Origin of the sequence: Thermosipho sp. 1070 (assembly GCF_001682135.1) — a bacterium.
Taxonomy (GTDB): Bacteria; Thermotogota; Thermotogae; order Thermotogales; family Fervidobacteriaceae; genus Thermosipho; species Thermosipho affectus.
On record NZ_CP007121.1, the window covers coordinates 1,523,779 to 1,539,308 of the forward strand.

Annotated in this window: 18 protein-coding genes; 13 read left to right on the forward strand and 5 right to left on the reverse strand. The window is 28.6% G+C overall.

Going from position 1 to position 15,530, the window contains the following annotated elements; genetic code table 11:
* The first annotated feature begins 41 nt into the window (after nt 1-41).
* The 13 genes from flhA to Y592_RS07850 are packed head-to-tail and all read left to right on the forward strand — an operon-like array spanning nt 42 to nt 9,339.
* Nucleotides 42-2,090 (forward strand): flagellar biosynthesis protein FlhA, encoded by a 2,049-nt coding sequence (flhA, locus tag Y592_RS07795; protein WP_077198631.1) that lies wholly within the window; start codon nt 42-44, stop codon nt 2,088-2,090.
* On the forward strand, nt 2,087-3,208 hold the full coding sequence (gene flhF, locus Y592_RS07800) for a flagellar biosynthesis protein FlhF (protein WP_075666420.1): 1,122 nt from the start codon (nt 2,087-2,089) through the stop codon (nt 3,206-3,208). The genes flhA and flhF overlap by 4 nt, the downstream gene beginning before the upstream one ends.
* On the forward strand, nt 3,192-4,028 hold the full coding sequence (locus Y592_RS07805) for a P-loop NTPase (protein ID WP_075666421.1): 837 nt from the start codon (nt 3,192-3,194) through the stop codon (nt 4,026-4,028). Before flhF ends, Y592_RS07805 begins: the two co-directional genes overlap by 17 nt.
* A complete protein-coding gene (locus tag Y592_RS07810) occupies nt 4,025-4,570 on the forward strand; it encodes a PilZ domain-containing protein (RefSeq protein WP_075666422.1) in 546 nt (181 codons plus the stop codon). Before Y592_RS07805 ends, Y592_RS07810 begins: the two co-directional genes overlap by 4 nt.
* A gap of 2 nt (nt 4,571-4,572) precedes the next feature.
* On the forward strand, nt 4,573-5,235 hold the full coding sequence (locus Y592_RS07815) for a flagellar brake protein (RefSeq protein ID WP_075666423.1): 663 nt from the start codon (nt 4,573-4,575) through the stop codon (nt 5,233-5,235).
* Nucleotides 5,236-5,247: 12 nt separating this feature from the next.
* Nucleotides 5,248-5,865: a CheY-P phosphatase CheC gene (gene cheC / locus Y592_RS07820; RefSeq protein WP_075666424.1), complete on the forward strand. Its 618-nt coding sequence runs from the start codon at nt 5,248-5,250 to the stop codon at nt 5,863-5,865.
* Nucleotides 5,865-6,347, forward strand: coding sequence for a chemoreceptor glutamine deamidase/glutamate methylesterase CheD (cheD, locus tag Y592_RS07825; protein WP_075666425.1), 483 nt, complete (start codon nt 5,865-5,867; stop codon nt 6,345-6,347). The genes cheC and cheD overlap by 1 nt, the downstream gene beginning before the upstream one ends.
* Nucleotides 6,344-7,021, forward strand: coding sequence for a sigma-70 family RNA polymerase sigma factor (locus Y592_RS07830; RefSeq protein WP_075666426.1), 678 nt, complete (start codon nt 6,344-6,346; stop codon nt 7,019-7,021). Before cheD ends, Y592_RS07830 begins: the two co-directional genes overlap by 4 nt.
* 3 nt (nt 7,022-7,024) lie before the next feature.
* Complete coding sequence (locus Y592_RS07835) at nt 7,025-7,327, forward strand: hypothetical protein (protein WP_075666427.1); 303 nt, start codon at nt 7,025-7,027, stop codon at nt 7,325-7,327.
* Entirely contained in the window at nt 7,324-7,761 is a 438-nt protein-coding gene (locus Y592_RS07840) for a hypothetical protein (protein WP_075666428.1), read from the forward strand. Before Y592_RS07835 ends, Y592_RS07840 begins: the two co-directional genes overlap by 4 nt.
* Entirely contained in the window at nt 7,749-8,426 is a 678-nt protein-coding gene (locus Y592_RS07845) for a hypothetical protein (protein ID WP_075666429.1), read from the forward strand. The genes Y592_RS07840 and Y592_RS07845 overlap by 13 nt, the downstream gene beginning before the upstream one ends.
* Nucleotides 8,423-8,578 (forward strand): hypothetical protein, encoded by a 156-nt coding sequence (locus tag Y592_RS09250; RefSeq protein WP_232218181.1) that lies wholly within the window; start codon nt 8,423-8,425, stop codon nt 8,576-8,578. The genes Y592_RS07845 and Y592_RS09250 overlap by 4 nt, the downstream gene beginning before the upstream one ends.
* Nucleotides 8,579-8,595: 17 nt before the next feature.
* Nucleotides 8,596-9,339, forward strand: coding sequence for a hypothetical protein (locus Y592_RS07850; RefSeq protein ID WP_232218182.1), 744 nt, complete (start codon nt 8,596-8,598; stop codon nt 9,337-9,339).
* Here Y592_RS07850 and Y592_RS07855 read toward each other — a convergent pair.
* The 5 genes from Y592_RS07855 to rplI are packed head-to-tail and all read right to left on the reverse strand — an operon-like array spanning nt 9,328 to nt 15,526.
* On the reverse strand, nt 9,328-10,476 hold the full coding sequence (locus Y592_RS07855; RefSeq protein ID WP_075666430.1) for a hypothetical protein: 1,149 nt from the start codon (nt 10,474-10,476) through the stop codon (nt 9,328-9,330). The two genes, Y592_RS07850 and Y592_RS07855, sit on opposite strands and share 12 nt — an antisense overlap.
* Nucleotides 10,473-13,055, reverse strand: a complete 2,583-nt coding sequence (locus Y592_RS07860; protein ID WP_075666431.1) for a CBS domain-containing protein — start codon at nt 13,053-13,055, stop codon at nt 10,473-10,475. Before Y592_RS07860 ends, Y592_RS07855 begins: the two co-directional genes overlap by 4 nt.
* Nucleotides 13,052-14,227 carry a metallophosphoesterase gene (locus Y592_RS07865; RefSeq protein ID WP_077287974.1) on the reverse strand — a complete coding sequence of 392 codons (1,176 nt, stop codon included), beginning with the start codon at nt 14,225-14,227 and terminating at the stop codon, nt 13,052-13,054. Before Y592_RS07865 ends, Y592_RS07860 begins: the two co-directional genes overlap by 4 nt.
* A gap of 10 nt (nt 14,228-14,237) precedes the next feature.
* The gene (locus Y592_RS07870; RefSeq protein WP_075666432.1) at nt 14,238-15,074 is read right to left on the reverse strand and encodes an MBL fold metallo-hydrolase; all 837 of its coding nucleotides are present in this window, start codon (nt 15,072-15,074) and stop codon (nt 14,238-14,240) included.
* Nucleotides 15,071-15,526: a 50S ribosomal protein L9 gene (rplI, locus tag Y592_RS07875; protein WP_075666433.1), complete on the reverse strand. Its 456-nt coding sequence runs from the start codon at nt 15,524-15,526 to the stop codon at nt 15,071-15,073. Before rplI ends, Y592_RS07870 begins: the two co-directional genes overlap by 4 nt.
* Nucleotides 15,527-15,530: the final 4 nt, after the last annotated feature.

Genomic DNA, 15,530 nt, shown 5'->3' on the forward strand with positions numbered 1-15,530 from the left:
TATGGTAAAATATATAAAGAAAGCTTTTTAGAGGTGATTTAATGAATAAAGGTGCTGATGTAATTGTTGCAATAATGGTTGCGGCTATTGTTTTATTGATGGTTTTACCGATACCTGGTTTTTTACTGGATTTTTTCCAACTTTTGAATATTTCCCTTTCATTAGTTATTTTATTTTCTACAATGTATATAAGAAAAGCTCTAGAACTTTCATCTTTTCCTACAATTCTTTTGGTTGTCACATTATTTAGGCTCGGACTCAATGTTGCGTCAACAAGGCTTATACTACTGCAAGGTCCAAAATTTTCAGGTAAAGTTATTCGGGCATTTGGAGATTTTGTTGTAGGTGGAAATTACGTTGTAGGACTTGTAGTATTTCTAATTTTAGTTATCATCCAATTTATTGTCATTACAAGAGGTTCGGAAAGAATTGCAGAAGTAGCAGCAAGGTTTACTTTAGATGCAATGCCTGGTAAACAAATGAGTGTTGATGCTGACTTAAACGCAGGATTGATAACAGAAGAAGAAGCAAGAAAGAGGAGAGAAGAGATAAGGAGAGAAGCAGATTTTTATGGTGCTATGGATGGAGCCTCTAAATTTGTTAGAGGGGATGCAATTGCAAGTATTATTATTGTTCTTGTAAACATAATTGGTGGATTAATTATAGGTATTCTTACTCATAAAATGACAATTAATGAAGCTGCACAAACATTTACACTTTTTACAGTTGGTGATGGACTTGTAACACAAATCCCAGCATTAATGGTTTCAACTGCAACTGGTATTTTAGTTTCTCGGGCTGCTTCTGAAGATAACTTAGGAAATGAACTTATTAAGGAACTTGGAAGTGAAAAGAAAGTAATAATTTTAACAGGAACAATATTAATGTTTTTGGGAATATTTACTCCTATACCACTTACTGCTGTGCTTATTGGTTTACTATTTTTAATTACTGGAATATTAATTAAAGGTAATCAAGAACCAGAACTTCAAACTACAGAGTATAGTGGTGAAATGTACACGGAAAAAAGTTTAGGGCCTGTACTTTCTACTCCGCAAGAAGTTTCGGAAATACTTCAAACTGATACAGTAGAAATAGAAATAGGATATGGGTTAATTCCGCTTGCAGATACTTCTCAAGGTGGAGATTTACTTGAAAGGGTTACGATGGTAAGAAAACAGCTGGCATATGAATTAGGGCTTGTTGTTTCGCCAATACGGGTACGTGATAGTGTTTTATTAAATTCAAATGAATACGCCATATTTATTAGAGGAGCGGAAGTGGCAAAGTATGAGCTATTACCCAATAGATTACTTGCAATTAATCCGGGTACTGTGATAGAAAAAATACCTGGAATTGAAACCAAAGAACCTGCTTTTGGATTACAAGCATTTTGGATTGATGAGAGTAAAAAAGAAGAAGCAAGTAGATTGGGATATACCGTTGTTGATCCACCGACGGTTTTTGCAACTCATTTAACAGAAGTTTTAAAGCGGCATGCTCATGAACTGTTGGGAAGCAAAGAGTTTGATTTATTAATTGAAGGTTTGAGAAACAAGTTTGACAAATTAGTTGATGATCTGTTCAATTTGCTAAAACCTGCTGAGATAAAGAAAATATTGCAGAGATTATTAAAAGAAGGAATATCAATAAGGAATTTGCCGTTAATTTTCGAGACATTACTTGAGTATGGAGAATACACCAAAGATATAGTATATCTAACGGAAAAAGTACGGAAATCGTTAAGAAGACAGATAATTACACCTTTAATTGCACAAGATAACATATTACATGCTGTTGCACTTGATAATAACTTGGAGAAGAATCTAATAAACTTGGTAAAAGAAATAGACGGTGAAAGATATCTTGATCTAAATCCAGAAATTATGAGAGAACTAATTGAAAGCATTTCGAGAAATCTAGAAACTCTTATGAAAAAAGGTTATAACCCTATTCTCATAACATCTTCATCGTTAAGACCTTTAATTGCTGATTTAATTATTAAGTTCATTCCAGGGATATTTGTGATCTCGTATGAAGAAATACCAGAAAATGTAACTATGCAAATTGAAGGAGTGATAAAACTATGATTGTAAAAAAATATTTAGTTAAAGATATCAAAGAAGCTTTAGAAAAAATCAAAATAGAATTGGGAAAAGATGCTGTAATCCTTGGAACAAGGAAAATAAAAAAAGGGGGATTTTTGGGTATTGGAGCAAAAACTTATCTTGAAGTTACAGCTGCCGTTGAAGAAAATGAACTGAAGCAAAATCAAGAAAGTAAAAACCAACAAATTTATCAACTTCAAGAAATCCTCTCTAAAAATTCCCCAAAAAAAGATTCCGATGATTTAGATGAAATAAAGAAAATGATGTATGAATTAAAATCTATGGTCTCAAGGCAAAGATCCGATAATGAACCTGAATGGATTATAAACTTGAGAAAAGCGTTGAATTTTCATGATGTTAACCAGGAAATCATTGAAAAGGTAATAGAATATATTAGGATAAAATATGGAAATATAGATTTCAACGATGAAAATACAAGATTTGTATTATCGGAAATATTTCTTCCTTTTATAAAAACGGAAACTCCAGATATACTTGGCAAAGTTATGTTTGTAGGACCAACTGGTGTTGGGAAAACAACAACACTTGCAAAACTTGCGGCAAAAATGTCTATAAATGAAAACAAAAAGGTAGGAATTCTCACGTTAGATACTTATAGAATTGCCGCCACAGAACAGCTTAAAACTTATGCTACTTTAATGGACATACCTATGAGAGTTGCATACACACCTAAAGAGGCAAGAATAGAACTTGAAGCAATGTCCGATTTTGATGTCGTCTTTATAGATACTGCGGGAAGAAGTCAAAAAAACGAATTGCAAATGAATGAAATAAAAGCTATGTCTGAGATCATATCACCAGATTATAAATTTTTAGTTGTGGGGATGCAATATAGAAGTAGTGATCTTGAACTTATAGCTAAAAAATTTTCCGAAATTTCACCAACTCATATAATATTAACAAAGATGGATGAGACGTCTTCTTTAGGACATTTTCTAAACACAAGTCATTTTATAAACAAACCTATAATTTATATTACAAATGGACAACGTGTACCAGATGACATAATCGAAGCAAGTAACAAAGAACTCTCCATTTTATTGTCTAGAGAGGTGCTAAAATATGTTAAATCAAGCTAGAAATCTGTTAAATCTTGGAAATGTTATCCTTGTTGGTAGTGGAAAGGGCGGAGTAGGTAAAACACTAATAACTGTTAATTTGTCTATTATACTTAAAACTTTGGGATTTAAAGTATTAATTTTTGACTTAGATGTAGGATTTACAAATTCAGATGTTTTACTAAATGTTCATCCAAAATTTTCATTAAGTGACCTTATAATGAAAAAATGCGAAAAAAAAGATGTAATTTATCCAACAGAGTATGGTGTTGATCTTGTAAATGTTGGAAATGACCTTGAAACTATCTTCTTATTTAACGAAAATAATGTAAAAGAATTTTATATAAATTTTGCTCAAATTGCGCAGAATTATGATTTTATTTTAATTGATCTACCACCAGGTTATAACGACAATTTTGCTCCATTTTTTAATTGTGCAAATAGTACGTTAGTTATTACAACAACTCAACCAACATCATTGGTTAATTCGTATACGTTTGTAAAAATATTAATTCACAAAGGTGTTTCATCAAACAACATACATCTTGTGGGAAATCTTATTGAACAATACAGAGATTCACTTCAAAATCTGAATAGATTTTCTGCAGTACTTGAGAAGTTTACAGGGGAAAAAATAGGTTCATTAACACTAATAAAGAAACATCCAACTGTGGAAAAAAGTGTATACGATAGAAAACCATTTGTAATAGATAGTCCCAAAATACAACCCACCTTTGCTTTATACAGAATTGCTTCGATATTGACAAAAAAAGAAATCCCTCAAAAAGAAACAATATTAGAAAAATTATTATCATTCTTTAAGGGAGTGAAACAAAGTTGACAATAATAGAATATATAAATAAAAATTTAAGTGGTATATATTTGATTGTTAAAGATAGTGAAAAACGAGAATATCAAGTAAGATTGATAGCTATCAAAAAGAATGGAATAATAGAAATAGAAAGTATTGAATTGTTTACTATAGGTAAGAGATTGTTGTTAAATATTCCAGTTAAGGAAGCGCTATTAGCACTAGTAGGTGAAATAATAGATAATGAAGAAAAAAGATATTTTTTAAAAACAGATGAAAAAATAGGTGTGATTCAAAGAAGAAAAGAAAAAAGATTTCCCTTTTTCAAACGTGGGAAGTGTAATAATGAAAAACTTGTGATTGTAGATGTCTCAAAATCTGGACTTCAATTTTTTTCAGAAAATGATTTGGAATTGGAGAAAGAAGTTGAAATACTAATTGATGAATATAAAATTAAAATTACTCCCATATGGAAAATTTTCGAAGAAGAAATATACAGAATAGGAGGGAAGGTCTCAAAAGAATCTATTAATAACTGGCAAACAATAATCAAAAATAATGAAAGGGTGTAGATATGTCATACGTAACAAAGACTCCTTCTATTAAGGCTTTAAGAATAGGGCTACCTGGTATAATAGAAATTACAATGGTTAAAGAATTGGAAGGAACATATAAAACTTCAATTTCTGATATTGATTTTAGTAAAAATTTAATTTTTTTTTCTATTCCTACTTACAAGGGACGTTTTATACCGGTTCCTAAAGGAACAAGAATGAATGTAAAAGTATTTGATAGAAGTTCTATGTATTCTTTTTCTACTGTATCATTAGGTGTTCTGAAAAAAGATAATTTGTATTTTATTCCTGCACCAATTCCAGAATATGTAAACAAAACTGAAAGAAGAAGATTCAAGAGAATTCCGTTATTTTTGTATGGAACATTTAAAATGTCGCCTGAGCAAGATACAGAATCTATTCAATTTATGACAAAAGACTTTAGCGCCGGAGGAATAAAATTAATAACAAATGTAATTTTAAAATTAAGTGATATAATATATATAAACTTAAAATTAGATGAAAATCTTAAACTTGAAAACCAAAAATCTAAAGTAGTGAGAATAGATAAAAAAACAGAAGATGGATTTCAGTATGGTGCAGAATTTATAGATGTGCCTGTTAACCTTGAAAACAAACTTGTAAGGTTTGTTTTTCAAAGAGAATTAAAAACGAAGAAATAGGAGGGAAGAAAAATGCTTGAAAAATTAAGTGAAAAACAATTGGATCTTTTAAACGAAATAGGTAATATTGGCACAGGTAATGCAGCTACTGCACTTTCTATGATGGTTGGAAGAAAGGTTGAAATTTCTGTACCTGCTACAAGAGTATTACCTATTTCCAATATTCCATTTATTTTTGAAAAGCCTGAGGAAATTGTTTGTGCTGTGAAAATGAGAATGAAAGAAGATGTTGAAGGTGAGATTTTATTAATTCTTAATTCTACAACTGTAAAAGAAATCGCAAGACTTTTAACAGGCATGGAAATAGAGGACATTACAACATTAAATGAATTTTCAATATCCATGTTAAAAGAAATAGGAAATATAATGTGCGGTTCCTATGTAACCGCATTGTCTGGTTTTACTAATTTTTTCATCAATCCTGAACCACCTGAAATAGCGGTGGATATGATTAGTGCTATACTATCAGAAGTATCCATTTCTGTTACACAAACAGAAGATTATATACTATTGATAGAAACTACTATTGAAATAGAAGGGATAGATAAAAAACTAACAGGTTATTTATTATTATTACCTAATGAAGAATCGTTAAAAAAGATACTTGAAAAATTGGGGATGTGGAATTAATGTCACAAAAGTCCAAAAAAATAATTGGTATTGGTGAATATGCAGTAGGAGATAAAAATACAATACTTGTTACTCTGGGCTTAGGTTCATGTGTTGGAGTTTGTATAAGAGACAAGTCAAAACTAGTAGGTGGTATGGTGCATGTAATGTTACCTGATAGTGGAGGAAAAGAAGTTGCAAAACCCGGAAAATATGCTGACACAGGTATAAAGATTGTAGTTGAAGAACTTAAAAAAATTGGTGGAAGAAATTTTGAAGCTAAAATTGCAGGTGGAGCTGCAATGTTTAACAATTCAGCAATGAATGTTGGTCAAAGAAATGTTGAAGCGGTAAAAAGTATGTTAAGAAAATTGGGAATTAAAATTGTTTCCGAAGATACCGGTGGAAATAGGGCAAGAAGTATAGAATACGATGTTGAATCTGGGAAACTAATGATTAGAAAGGTAAAAACAGGAGAAAGTGTGGAGGTAATAGAAATTTGATAGATAAAGATAAAATAGTTTTAGAATACCTGCCATATGTAAGGAGAATAGCTTACGATTTAAAAAAAAATTTACCCCATAACGTTGAAGTAGATGATTTAATACAAGAAGGTCTTATAGGCTTGCTTCAAGCAGTGGAAAGGTTTGATCCAAAAAAAGGGTCAAAATTAAGATCATATTTATTAACAAGGGTAAAAGGTGCTATGTACGACTATCTTAGAAAAATTGACTGGATGCCCAAAAATTTAAGACATGAAGTTAAAATTGTCGAAAATGCAATTTCAAAAACTGAGAATTCTGGAAGTAAAATTGATTTTGAAGAACTTTCAAAACTTACTAATCTCCCATTGGAAAATGTGAGAAGAGCATATAACGAAATGGTAAGAAAGCAATTTTTAATGCTTGATGATTATTTGATTGAAGATATTGAAATAAAAGAAACTATTTCTTCTGATGACAATCCTGAAGAAAATGCATTAAAAGAGATTATAAAGGAGGAATTAATAAAGGCGATAAGTAAATTGAGCGAAAAAGAACAATTGGTATTAAGCTTAAGGTATGAACAAGAACTTTCACTCAAAGAAATAGGGAAAGTCCTTGATTTGACTGAATCAAGAGTTTCTCAGATACTCAGTTCAACGATTTTGAAGCTAAAGAAGATGTTGGGGGGATAAATAATGGAACCTATTGAGCTTCATCCAATTTATTTAAGAAGTAGCTTAGAAAAGTCAAATCAATTTAGTCATCTACAAAACTATTCTAACTTAGCTTCTGAAATATCTGCTCAACAACTAAATGAGAGGATAAAGAGAGAACGTTCATCCCCAAAAAGTATAGAAAAATCATCCGGAAAACAAATTAAAGATTCAATGGAAAGTAAAAGTGACAATAAAAGAAACTTTTATAATAAAAAAGGAAATAAAAAGAAAAATCAAATCGTTGTGGAAAATAGTTCGCATATATTGGATGTGAGAATTTGATAGGATATTTTTCTGTAAAAAAAATTAATGAAAAATATTTAGGGGGAATTCTTGTAGTTGATGAAAGAGGTATACCAGTTGAATTTAAATATACCGAGCCCATAACCCCCACACCTTTACAAAAAATTATCTATGGTTCTTCCTTAGAAGAATATCTGAGTGTGGAAATTATTGGAAAAAATCTTGTAGAGAAGCTTGAAAACAAACCAGAGCTTATTCTTGTTAATGATCCTTCTCTTACATTTAAGGAAAATATTGTGCTGCTTCTTGAAACAAAATCATCCTTTAATGTAGAGTTGAATAATAGATATTTCAAAGTTACACCTTTTAATGAAACAATTAAGGATAAATTATTGCAAATTTCTGAAAAAATAGATATTACCGAACCTTTTTCAAGACTTGAAAAGGCGCTGAATTACATATGCGAATCATAAAAAATATAGTAGAAACCTTAAAACAAGAATTGGGATTTATTAAAATTTATAAAGTAAAGAATAATATTAAAGTGCTGGTAAAATCGGAGAAATCTAGTTTACAAACAAATACTTTTGATGAAACATTGAAAATAAAAATAAATAACAAGGAATTTAATATAACACCAAATGTTGTATCACTTTTTGATTTAAATGAGATTACAATGGTAAAAAACATTCTTATTGAAGCTAGTGAGGTAAACATTAAAAGCTTATTTCCAAAAGCAATTGAAATTAAAGAAAATCCAGTTTTTTTAAATTTAGGTGACAAAAAGGTTAAGAACCAAAGACTTAAAATCATGACAAGAGTAAAAAAAGTAGAAAGAATAGTTCCGAAGGTACACTCAAAAATTTTACCTTCCTTATTAAGATTGGCAATTTATCCATCAAAAGTTGTGGAAAAAGATAAGATCTTAAATATACTAAAAAAATATATTCAAACTTATAAGACAAGTGAAATAAGGTTTATAGGCTTTTTTAAAAATGTTCCTTTGGGGAAAGCAGAAAAAATTTTTATTTCAGATGAAAAAATTAGTGTGCTTATAAACAGTAAAAGAAAAGATTTTTTTGCAGATATTGTAATTTTTAAAATAAATGATATGTATAAAATGGAGGTAATCAAATGATATACGATCCAGAAATATATACAAGACTAATCGAACTTAAAGGAAAGAGAAAAGTAATATTTGGAATTTTAAAATCTATTGAAAAAATTAATGAAAGTAAATATAAAATACTAATTAGAAATCTTGAAAATGAAGGTTTAAAAAAAAATTAAAAAATACAGATCTTGATTTGTTTTCACAATATACATATCAACTTATCCATGGAAAAGGAAGTCTTTTCAAGAGAATTAAACTTTTTGAAGAATTAGGAATTAAAAGTAATGAAATTGCAGAAATTCTGTTTTGGGCAAATCCTTATAAGTTCCCATTTCCAATGTTAAATGAGGAATACACAAAAGATTTTATCGAAAAAAGGGGAAAAATATTATCTAAGTTAAAACTTAAAGATTTTTTAGAATTATATGCACATGAAACAGTTAAAGAACAAACCTTTTTAAAAGATATAGTATTTAAAATAAATGAAATAACGTTTTTTGATTTAAAAAAAGTTAATTGGGTAAAAGATTTAGTACGTGAACTTGATCCAATATCCAAAGAAAAAATTAAAGAACTTTCAAAAATACATCCTTATTTACTAAGGGCTATTTTTGTTAAACCAGAGTGTTCTGTAATACTAGACGGGAATAACATTGCACATTGGACTTTTCCGGCAAATATAAATAACATTATTGATGTTTTTGATAAGCTTTCAACAACCAAAAAATTTTATTTTCCGTTTTACATAGTCTTCGATAGAAATGCCAAATATATGTTTAAAAATAATGAAATTTTAAAATTTCAAAATGTGTATTTTTATTCTCCAGCGGATGAAATGATTCTGACGCTTGCAAAAAAATTAAAAGCCAAGATTATTTCAAAAGACAAATTTAGAGATTGGGATAAGAATATAAAAAAACATATTTTAAAAATCTAATTTTTTTACAAATATATCGGGTTCTTCATTATCTTTATATACAGAGAAAAACAATAATCCATCTGCGACTGTCGGATAGAAAACGTCGTAATTTATATCTTTAGTTAAACACGTAATACTAGATGTTTTTAAGTCTTTCATCCAAATTCTGTAAGTTCCATCACGATTGGAGGTAAAAATTAACTTTTCTTTATAAATAACTGGATCATGTTCGTTGTAAAATGTATCCTCTACTTTTTCATTTTTTCCATTTACATATTTATATATTCCAAAATTAGCTCCATTAAGAGAAGTATAATAAATTTCTGTTCCACTTGCAAATGGTGTAAAAACCATATCTCCATATGTTTTTAGCTCTTTGTATTTTGCTTTTTTTAAATCATATATCATCATTAAATTTCCCTTTTCTAAGTCCTGAATATATATAATTTTATCATTACCGTACCATACAGGTGTATAAGAAGACAACTTGCCAGATGAGATTTTCTTGATTTTTTTTGAATAATTAGAAGAAAACGGCATTATATATATATTCCAGTTTCCATGTAACGAACCTTGAAAAATTATTTGTTTTAAATCATTTGAAAACTTAGGATAGTATTCGCTACTTCCCCAAATGGGGAGTATATTCATCTGTTCATTTAAAATGTCGATATACGCAATATTTCTATTTCCTCCTAGCCTATCAGTTATAAATAAAAACTTTCCATCTTTAAAATCTCCATACTCATCTACTCCTGGATGAAATGTTAAATGAAGATAATTATTAAATTCCCTTGTTCTTAGTTTGTGAAAAGAAATTTTTTCTAAAGGATAATAGATAATTTCCTTTAAAAATGTATTATAACTTTTATAACCTTTGAATGAGAAGCGACTACTTATTTTATAATTTCCGTCTTCGTAAGTAGCTATATAAATATCATTTGTTGCATCATATGTTAAATATAAATTTACAAAATAATCTGCAGAAGCATAATTATCCAAAAAAAGTACTTTGTAATCTTTATAATTATTTAAAAGATTACTTGCGTCCAATAAAATTTGATAAGTTTCTGTGCTATAATGGGTGATTACTCCAACTGTATAGGAAAAAAGATTTGTAGTTATTATCAAAATTAATAACAATAATTTTTTCATTCAATTGTCCCTCCCAGTAGTTCCTTTAATTTCTCCATTTCATTAATATTTGGATTATCTAATTTATAACAAAAAATACTGTTCATAATTTTACCAATTTCTGGACTAGATTTAATATTAAATTTGTCTTTTAAAATGTTTCCTTTGATGTTGAGTTTAGTACTAAAAACCCTTTCAAGATATTTTTTAAAATATTCCCTTGAATTATTATCATCCAAATAAGCCATAATATGTGCTGCTGTTTCAAAAATTGGCTTTCCAATAACTTTATAGATATCAGAAAATTTAATCCTTGTTTTTATCATTTCAATAACAGGTATTAACCTTCTTTCAGTTTTTTTTAGCTCGTCGACGAATTTTTTTGGAATTCCATATCTTTCCTCAACATTTTTTAAAGATTCCATATCGTAAAACTCAAGTAGTATTCTTAAAAATGCGTAAAAAATATTTCTTTTGGTGTAAATATTTTTTAATAAATCAAAAGATACAAGCATGTTTTTCAATTTTTTTTCCATAGTTGTTGTAAAATATGTTTTTGGAAAAATATGCATTAAAATTTTTAATTCAGCTAGCCTTTTTATACCTTTTACTGGATCTTTTTCTTTAATGATTTTTTCCAGTTCTTGCCTTATGCGTTGGCCTGTTACTTTTTCTAAGTAATTTCCTTCTAACGTCTCTTTCAAAATTTCCAATGTTTCATCTTCAATTTTAAAATCAAATCTTTGTTCAAATCTTACTGCTCTTATTATCCTAGTCGGATCTTCAATAAAACTCAATTTGTGTAAAACTCTGATAATTTTATTTTCTAAATCTTTTCTAGAACCAAAAAAATCATATAATGTGCCAAACTCGCCGGAATTTAATTTTATTGCCATGGCATTTATCGTGAAATCTCTTCTGTATAAATCTTTCTTTATAGTACTTACATCTACTTTTGGTAATTCTGCAGGTTTATCATAATATTCTGTTCGTGCAGTTGCAATATCTATTCTAAACCCATCTTTAAAAAATAACGAAGCAGTCAAAAATTTTTCATGTTCTACCATCTTTACACCTAGTTGTTTACTAGCATAACGTGCAAATTCTATACCATTTCCTTCAACTACTAAATCTATATCAAAATTTTTTATTCCTAGGAATAGATCCCTTACAAAACCGCCAACAACATACACGGGTGTTTTATTATCATCTCCATATGTTCCTAGAAGTCTCAAGAGATTTAAAACTTTATTTGGAATATTTTTGATCATAATGGATTTAGCATCTTCAAAAAAGTCTATATTTACTTTTTTATTTTTTGCTTTTTCTATATCTGCATTCAATAAATCTGTTCTAGTAATTATTCCTACTAAAATATTATTTTTATTTAAAACTGGAATTCTTCCAATATCATTTTCTAACATTATCTTTTTTACCTTTAATATGGACTCATCTTCATACACAGTAATCAATTTTGTGTTCATTATTGATTTTACTGGTCTATTTGAAAGCCCATGTCTTATTGCTTTATCAACTGCCTTCCTAGTTACTATTCCAACTAATTTATTTCCTTCAATTATTGGAAATCCACCATGGCCTGTTAAATTCATTAATTCGTTAACCTTGCCAATAGTTTCATGGCTAAGTACAGTTCTTACTGGTGAAGTCATTATGTCTTTTGCTTTTCTGGAACTTTCAATTGCTTGAGAAAGTACATGTTTTAATTTATAAATAACTTCATCAATAGAAACATTTTGTAAAGTTGCAGAACCAGCTTTAAAATGTCCTCCACCACCAAAGGTTTCCATTAATTTCTTTATATTTACTTCTTCACTTTTAGTTCTACCAACAATGAATATTTTTTTCCCCATTCTGACAACGGATATTAAGGTATCATAATTTTCAAATTCCCAAAGTTTCGTAGTTATTATATTTAAACCGCCAATGAACTTTTCTATCTCAGCACTGGCTATTGCTATTTCATTATTATCTAATTTAACTATTTCAATATTTTCACCTAACATGTGCATTAAATTTTTTTGTTCTGTATTAATCTCCAAATTGGTAAATTCTTGTATATATTCCAACATTGCGCCTTTTTCTAGTAAAAATTTTGCAGCTTCTAAGTCTTCTGGTTTAGTGGTATCGTACAAGAAATTTCCCGTATCTTCATATATTGCAATGGCAAATAATGTTGCTTCATTTTCATTTATTTCTATGTTTTTTTCCTTAATTTGCAGTACAAAATAAGTAGTTATAGAACCTATCTCGAAAACATCAATATCCAATTTTTTCTCATGAATTTTAATTGCAGGGTGGTGATCATAAACTTTTATTTTTGAGGATAATTTAAGTTTTTCTTTAATTTTATTCCCAACTCTATCTAAAGTCCCTGTATCTACCACTACTAATTTTTCAATATCTTCGTCAATTGATTTTTCATTAATATACTCAAAGTCAAATAAGCGTAAAAATTCTTCCAAATTTTGTTGGAATCTTCCACTAACAACTAACTTAAAATCTGGATTTAATTTTTTAAATGCATATGCTGCGGCAAATCCATCAAAATCCGGTGATTTGTGTGGTGTAACAACTTTCAAAATATCACTTCCCGACTCTTTAGCATATTTACAGTGGAAGTAATTATCTCAATATCTTTTCCCACATTCAAAACAGCGTAAAATAGTTCATTTTTTTTATGAAATACTCTACCTTTTATTTTTTCCACAACAGGTTTCCAAGAACCGCAATTAATGTAAAATTTAGGAGAATTTGACGCAGTAAAAACCTTGAAATTATGTTTGTGAATGTGTCCCATTACTATTCCATCAACCTTTCCAATATCATTTTGAAAGTCATATCCCACCATATATTTACCTAAATCCAATTTTTCACTTAGAATTTTTTTTGCTTTTTTAGATAAATAATCTGTCTTTTTTAAAGTTCTAAAATGCATCACCATACGGATAATAAACTCTCCAAATTTTATTCCTCCAAAATCATTTAAAAACACCTTTGAAAATTTACTCCAAAATGGATAGTTTACTTTCATCCATTTTTTTGCCTCTGATGTTTTCATCATATCCAAAAATTCATCGATCCAAAATTTTAGTAAATCTATTCCCAAATCGTATTTTTTGGAGATAACGTTAAACCAATCAAATAAATCAAGCGTTGGTCTTACGTTGTCATAATCTTTTACTATTTGTTTTGGAAGATCAATTTTTGAATCAAAATTTTTCATCATGTACTTTACAATATATTCACCAAGCGGTGGAACCAACTCCCCAGTATTAGAATTTACTGAAAATCTATTTACTGGATCAAATTGATTTCCATGAATAACAAGTAGTTTCAACCTTTCATCGTAATAATAAGGTTTAATGTATAAATTGGGAATTTTTTCCAATAATCTTTCGGATAATTTTTTGTTTTTCAATAAATAGTAATCATGATTACCAACAATATAATATATCTTTCCATTTTTTCCTATCTTTCTTAATGCAGAAAAAACAAAAGGATGATTTTTTTCATATTCATCGATTATATTCTCTGGAATTGATTTTATAGCTTTTTCGTAATTAGATAAATCTATTTCTAAAGTTAATTTACTTTCAACAAATTCAAAAACATCTCCTACAATAAAAAGGGAAATGTTAGAATTATCTGAAAAATCTTTTAACAGTTTTTCAAAATAATAATCTTGCTCAAAATCGTCTTTTTCTTTACCATCACCAACGTGCAAATCACTTAAAAACAAATATTTTTCCATATATACACCTTCATAATCTAAATATTTTTTCGGGTTTTACAAGATAAATTTCCATATTTAAATTATTTACATACTCTTCCAAATACTTTTCCGGTCTTCTACCGTATCTTCCTGAAATGTGGTATAAAATTAATTTTTTTACATTGGTGTCTTTCACAAGTTCTAAAACATCTTCTAAAACAGCATGATTTTTATACTTTCTATCTTCTTTTTTGAGAAAAGTACATTCGTGAAATAGTATCTCCGTATCTTTTATATCTTCTTTTTTCAGAAGATATGTGTCTCCAGAAACTGTTAATATTTTCTTTTCAAAATTTTCCGAAATATAATCTCCACCATATTTTTTTGCAAGTTCTGCTAATTTAGATTGTTCCAATTCTTGAAATTCTCTTTTTAATTTTTTTCTTACTTCAAAGATATGATATCCGAAACTTTTTTCACTATATGTATGTGTCACTCTAAATGGTACTATATATTTTTTAGGGCTCTTTTCCCTTAAAATTATTTTTTTACCTTCTTCTAAAGGAAATATACCCAATTTAAATTTTAAGTCAGAGTTCATCTTTTTAATAAATTCTAAATATTCTTTTATTCCTTTATTTCCCTTTGGATAATAAATATTTAATTCCTTTTCTCTATCTCCCATTGCATTATTTCTTGTGTTAATCAAAGACCATAATCCGGATATATGATCCACATGACCATGGGTCAAAAAAATGTGTTTTATAGCATAGATTTTATTATTTAGGAGCGTAGAAACAGACTCTCCTGAATCAAAAAGTATCCGTTCAGGAGAATAATAAATCCAAGTTGTATATAAAGCTTTGGAATAAGCGATTATATTCAATTTTTACCCTCCTGAACAACTTCAACTTTAATTTTTCCAGAAACCCCTTCTGGAAATTTTATTAAAATATCGTAAATTCCAACATTTTTTATAGGTTTGTCTAATATTATATGCTTTTTATCTATTTTTATACCCGAAAATTTTAAAATAGCATCCGCAATATCTGAACTAGTTAAAGCGCCAAATAACTTACCACTTTCTCCTGCTTTTACCAGAATTTTATAGAAATACTTTTGTAAATTTTTTAAAATTTCTTCATTTTCTTTCTTTTTCCTTGCTTTTTCTTCTTCTGCTTTTTTTCTTTCGTCTTCTAATCTTTTTAAAACTTTTGGAGTTGCTTCAAGAGCCAATCCCTTTGGTATAAGAAAATTTCTTGCATATCCATCTGAAACATTTTTAATTTCTCCCTTTTTCCCAATTTTTGGAACATCTCTTAACAAGACTACTTTCATAAAA

What these genes read in the sequence shown, in the direction of transcription:
- Y592_RS09250 (WP_232218181.1), top strand. Translation starts at nt 8,423, where the DNA reads ATGATATACGATCCAGAAATATATACAAGACTAATCGAACTTAAAGGA.
- flhF (WP_075666420.1), top strand. Translation starts at nt 2,087, where the DNA reads ATGATTGTAAAAAAATATTTAGTTAAAGATATCAAAGAAGCTTTAGAA.
- Y592_RS07815 (WP_075666423.1), top strand. Translation starts at nt 4,573, where the DNA reads ATGTCATACGTAACAAAGACTCCTTCTATTAAGGCTTTAAGAATAGGG.
- Y592_RS07845 (WP_075666429.1), top strand. Translation starts at nt 7,749, where the DNA reads ATGCGAATCATAAAAAATATAGTAGAAACCTTAAAACAAGAATTGGGA.
- cheD (WP_075666425.1), top strand. Translation starts at nt 5,865, where the DNA reads ATGTCACAAAAGTCCAAAAAAATAATTGGTATTGGTGAATATGCAGTA.
- Y592_RS07855 (WP_075666430.1), bottom strand. Translation starts at nt 10,476, where the DNA reads ATGAAAAAATTATTGTTATTAATTTTGATAATAACTACAAATCTTTTT.
- rplI (WP_075666433.1), bottom strand. Translation starts at nt 15,526, where the DNA reads ATGAAAGTAGTCTTGTTAAGAGATGTTCCAAAAATTGGGAAAAAGGGA.
- Y592_RS07835 (WP_075666427.1), top strand. Translation starts at nt 7,025, where the DNA reads ATGGAACCTATTGAGCTTCATCCAATTTATTTAAGAAGTAGCTTAGAA.
- flhA (WP_077198631.1), top strand. Translation starts at nt 42, where the DNA reads ATGAATAAAGGTGCTGATGTAATTGTTGCAATAATGGTTGCGGCTATT.
- Y592_RS07865 (WP_077287974.1), bottom strand. Translation starts at nt 14,227, where the DNA reads ATGGAAAAATATTTGTTTTTAAGTGATTTGCACGTTGGTGATGGTAAA.
- cheC (WP_075666424.1), top strand. Translation starts at nt 5,248, where the DNA reads ATGCTTGAAAAATTAAGTGAAAAACAATTGGATCTTTTAAACGAAATA.
- Y592_RS07805 (WP_075666421.1), top strand. Translation starts at nt 3,192, where the DNA reads ATGTTAAATCAAGCTAGAAATCTGTTAAATCTTGGAAATGTTATCCTT.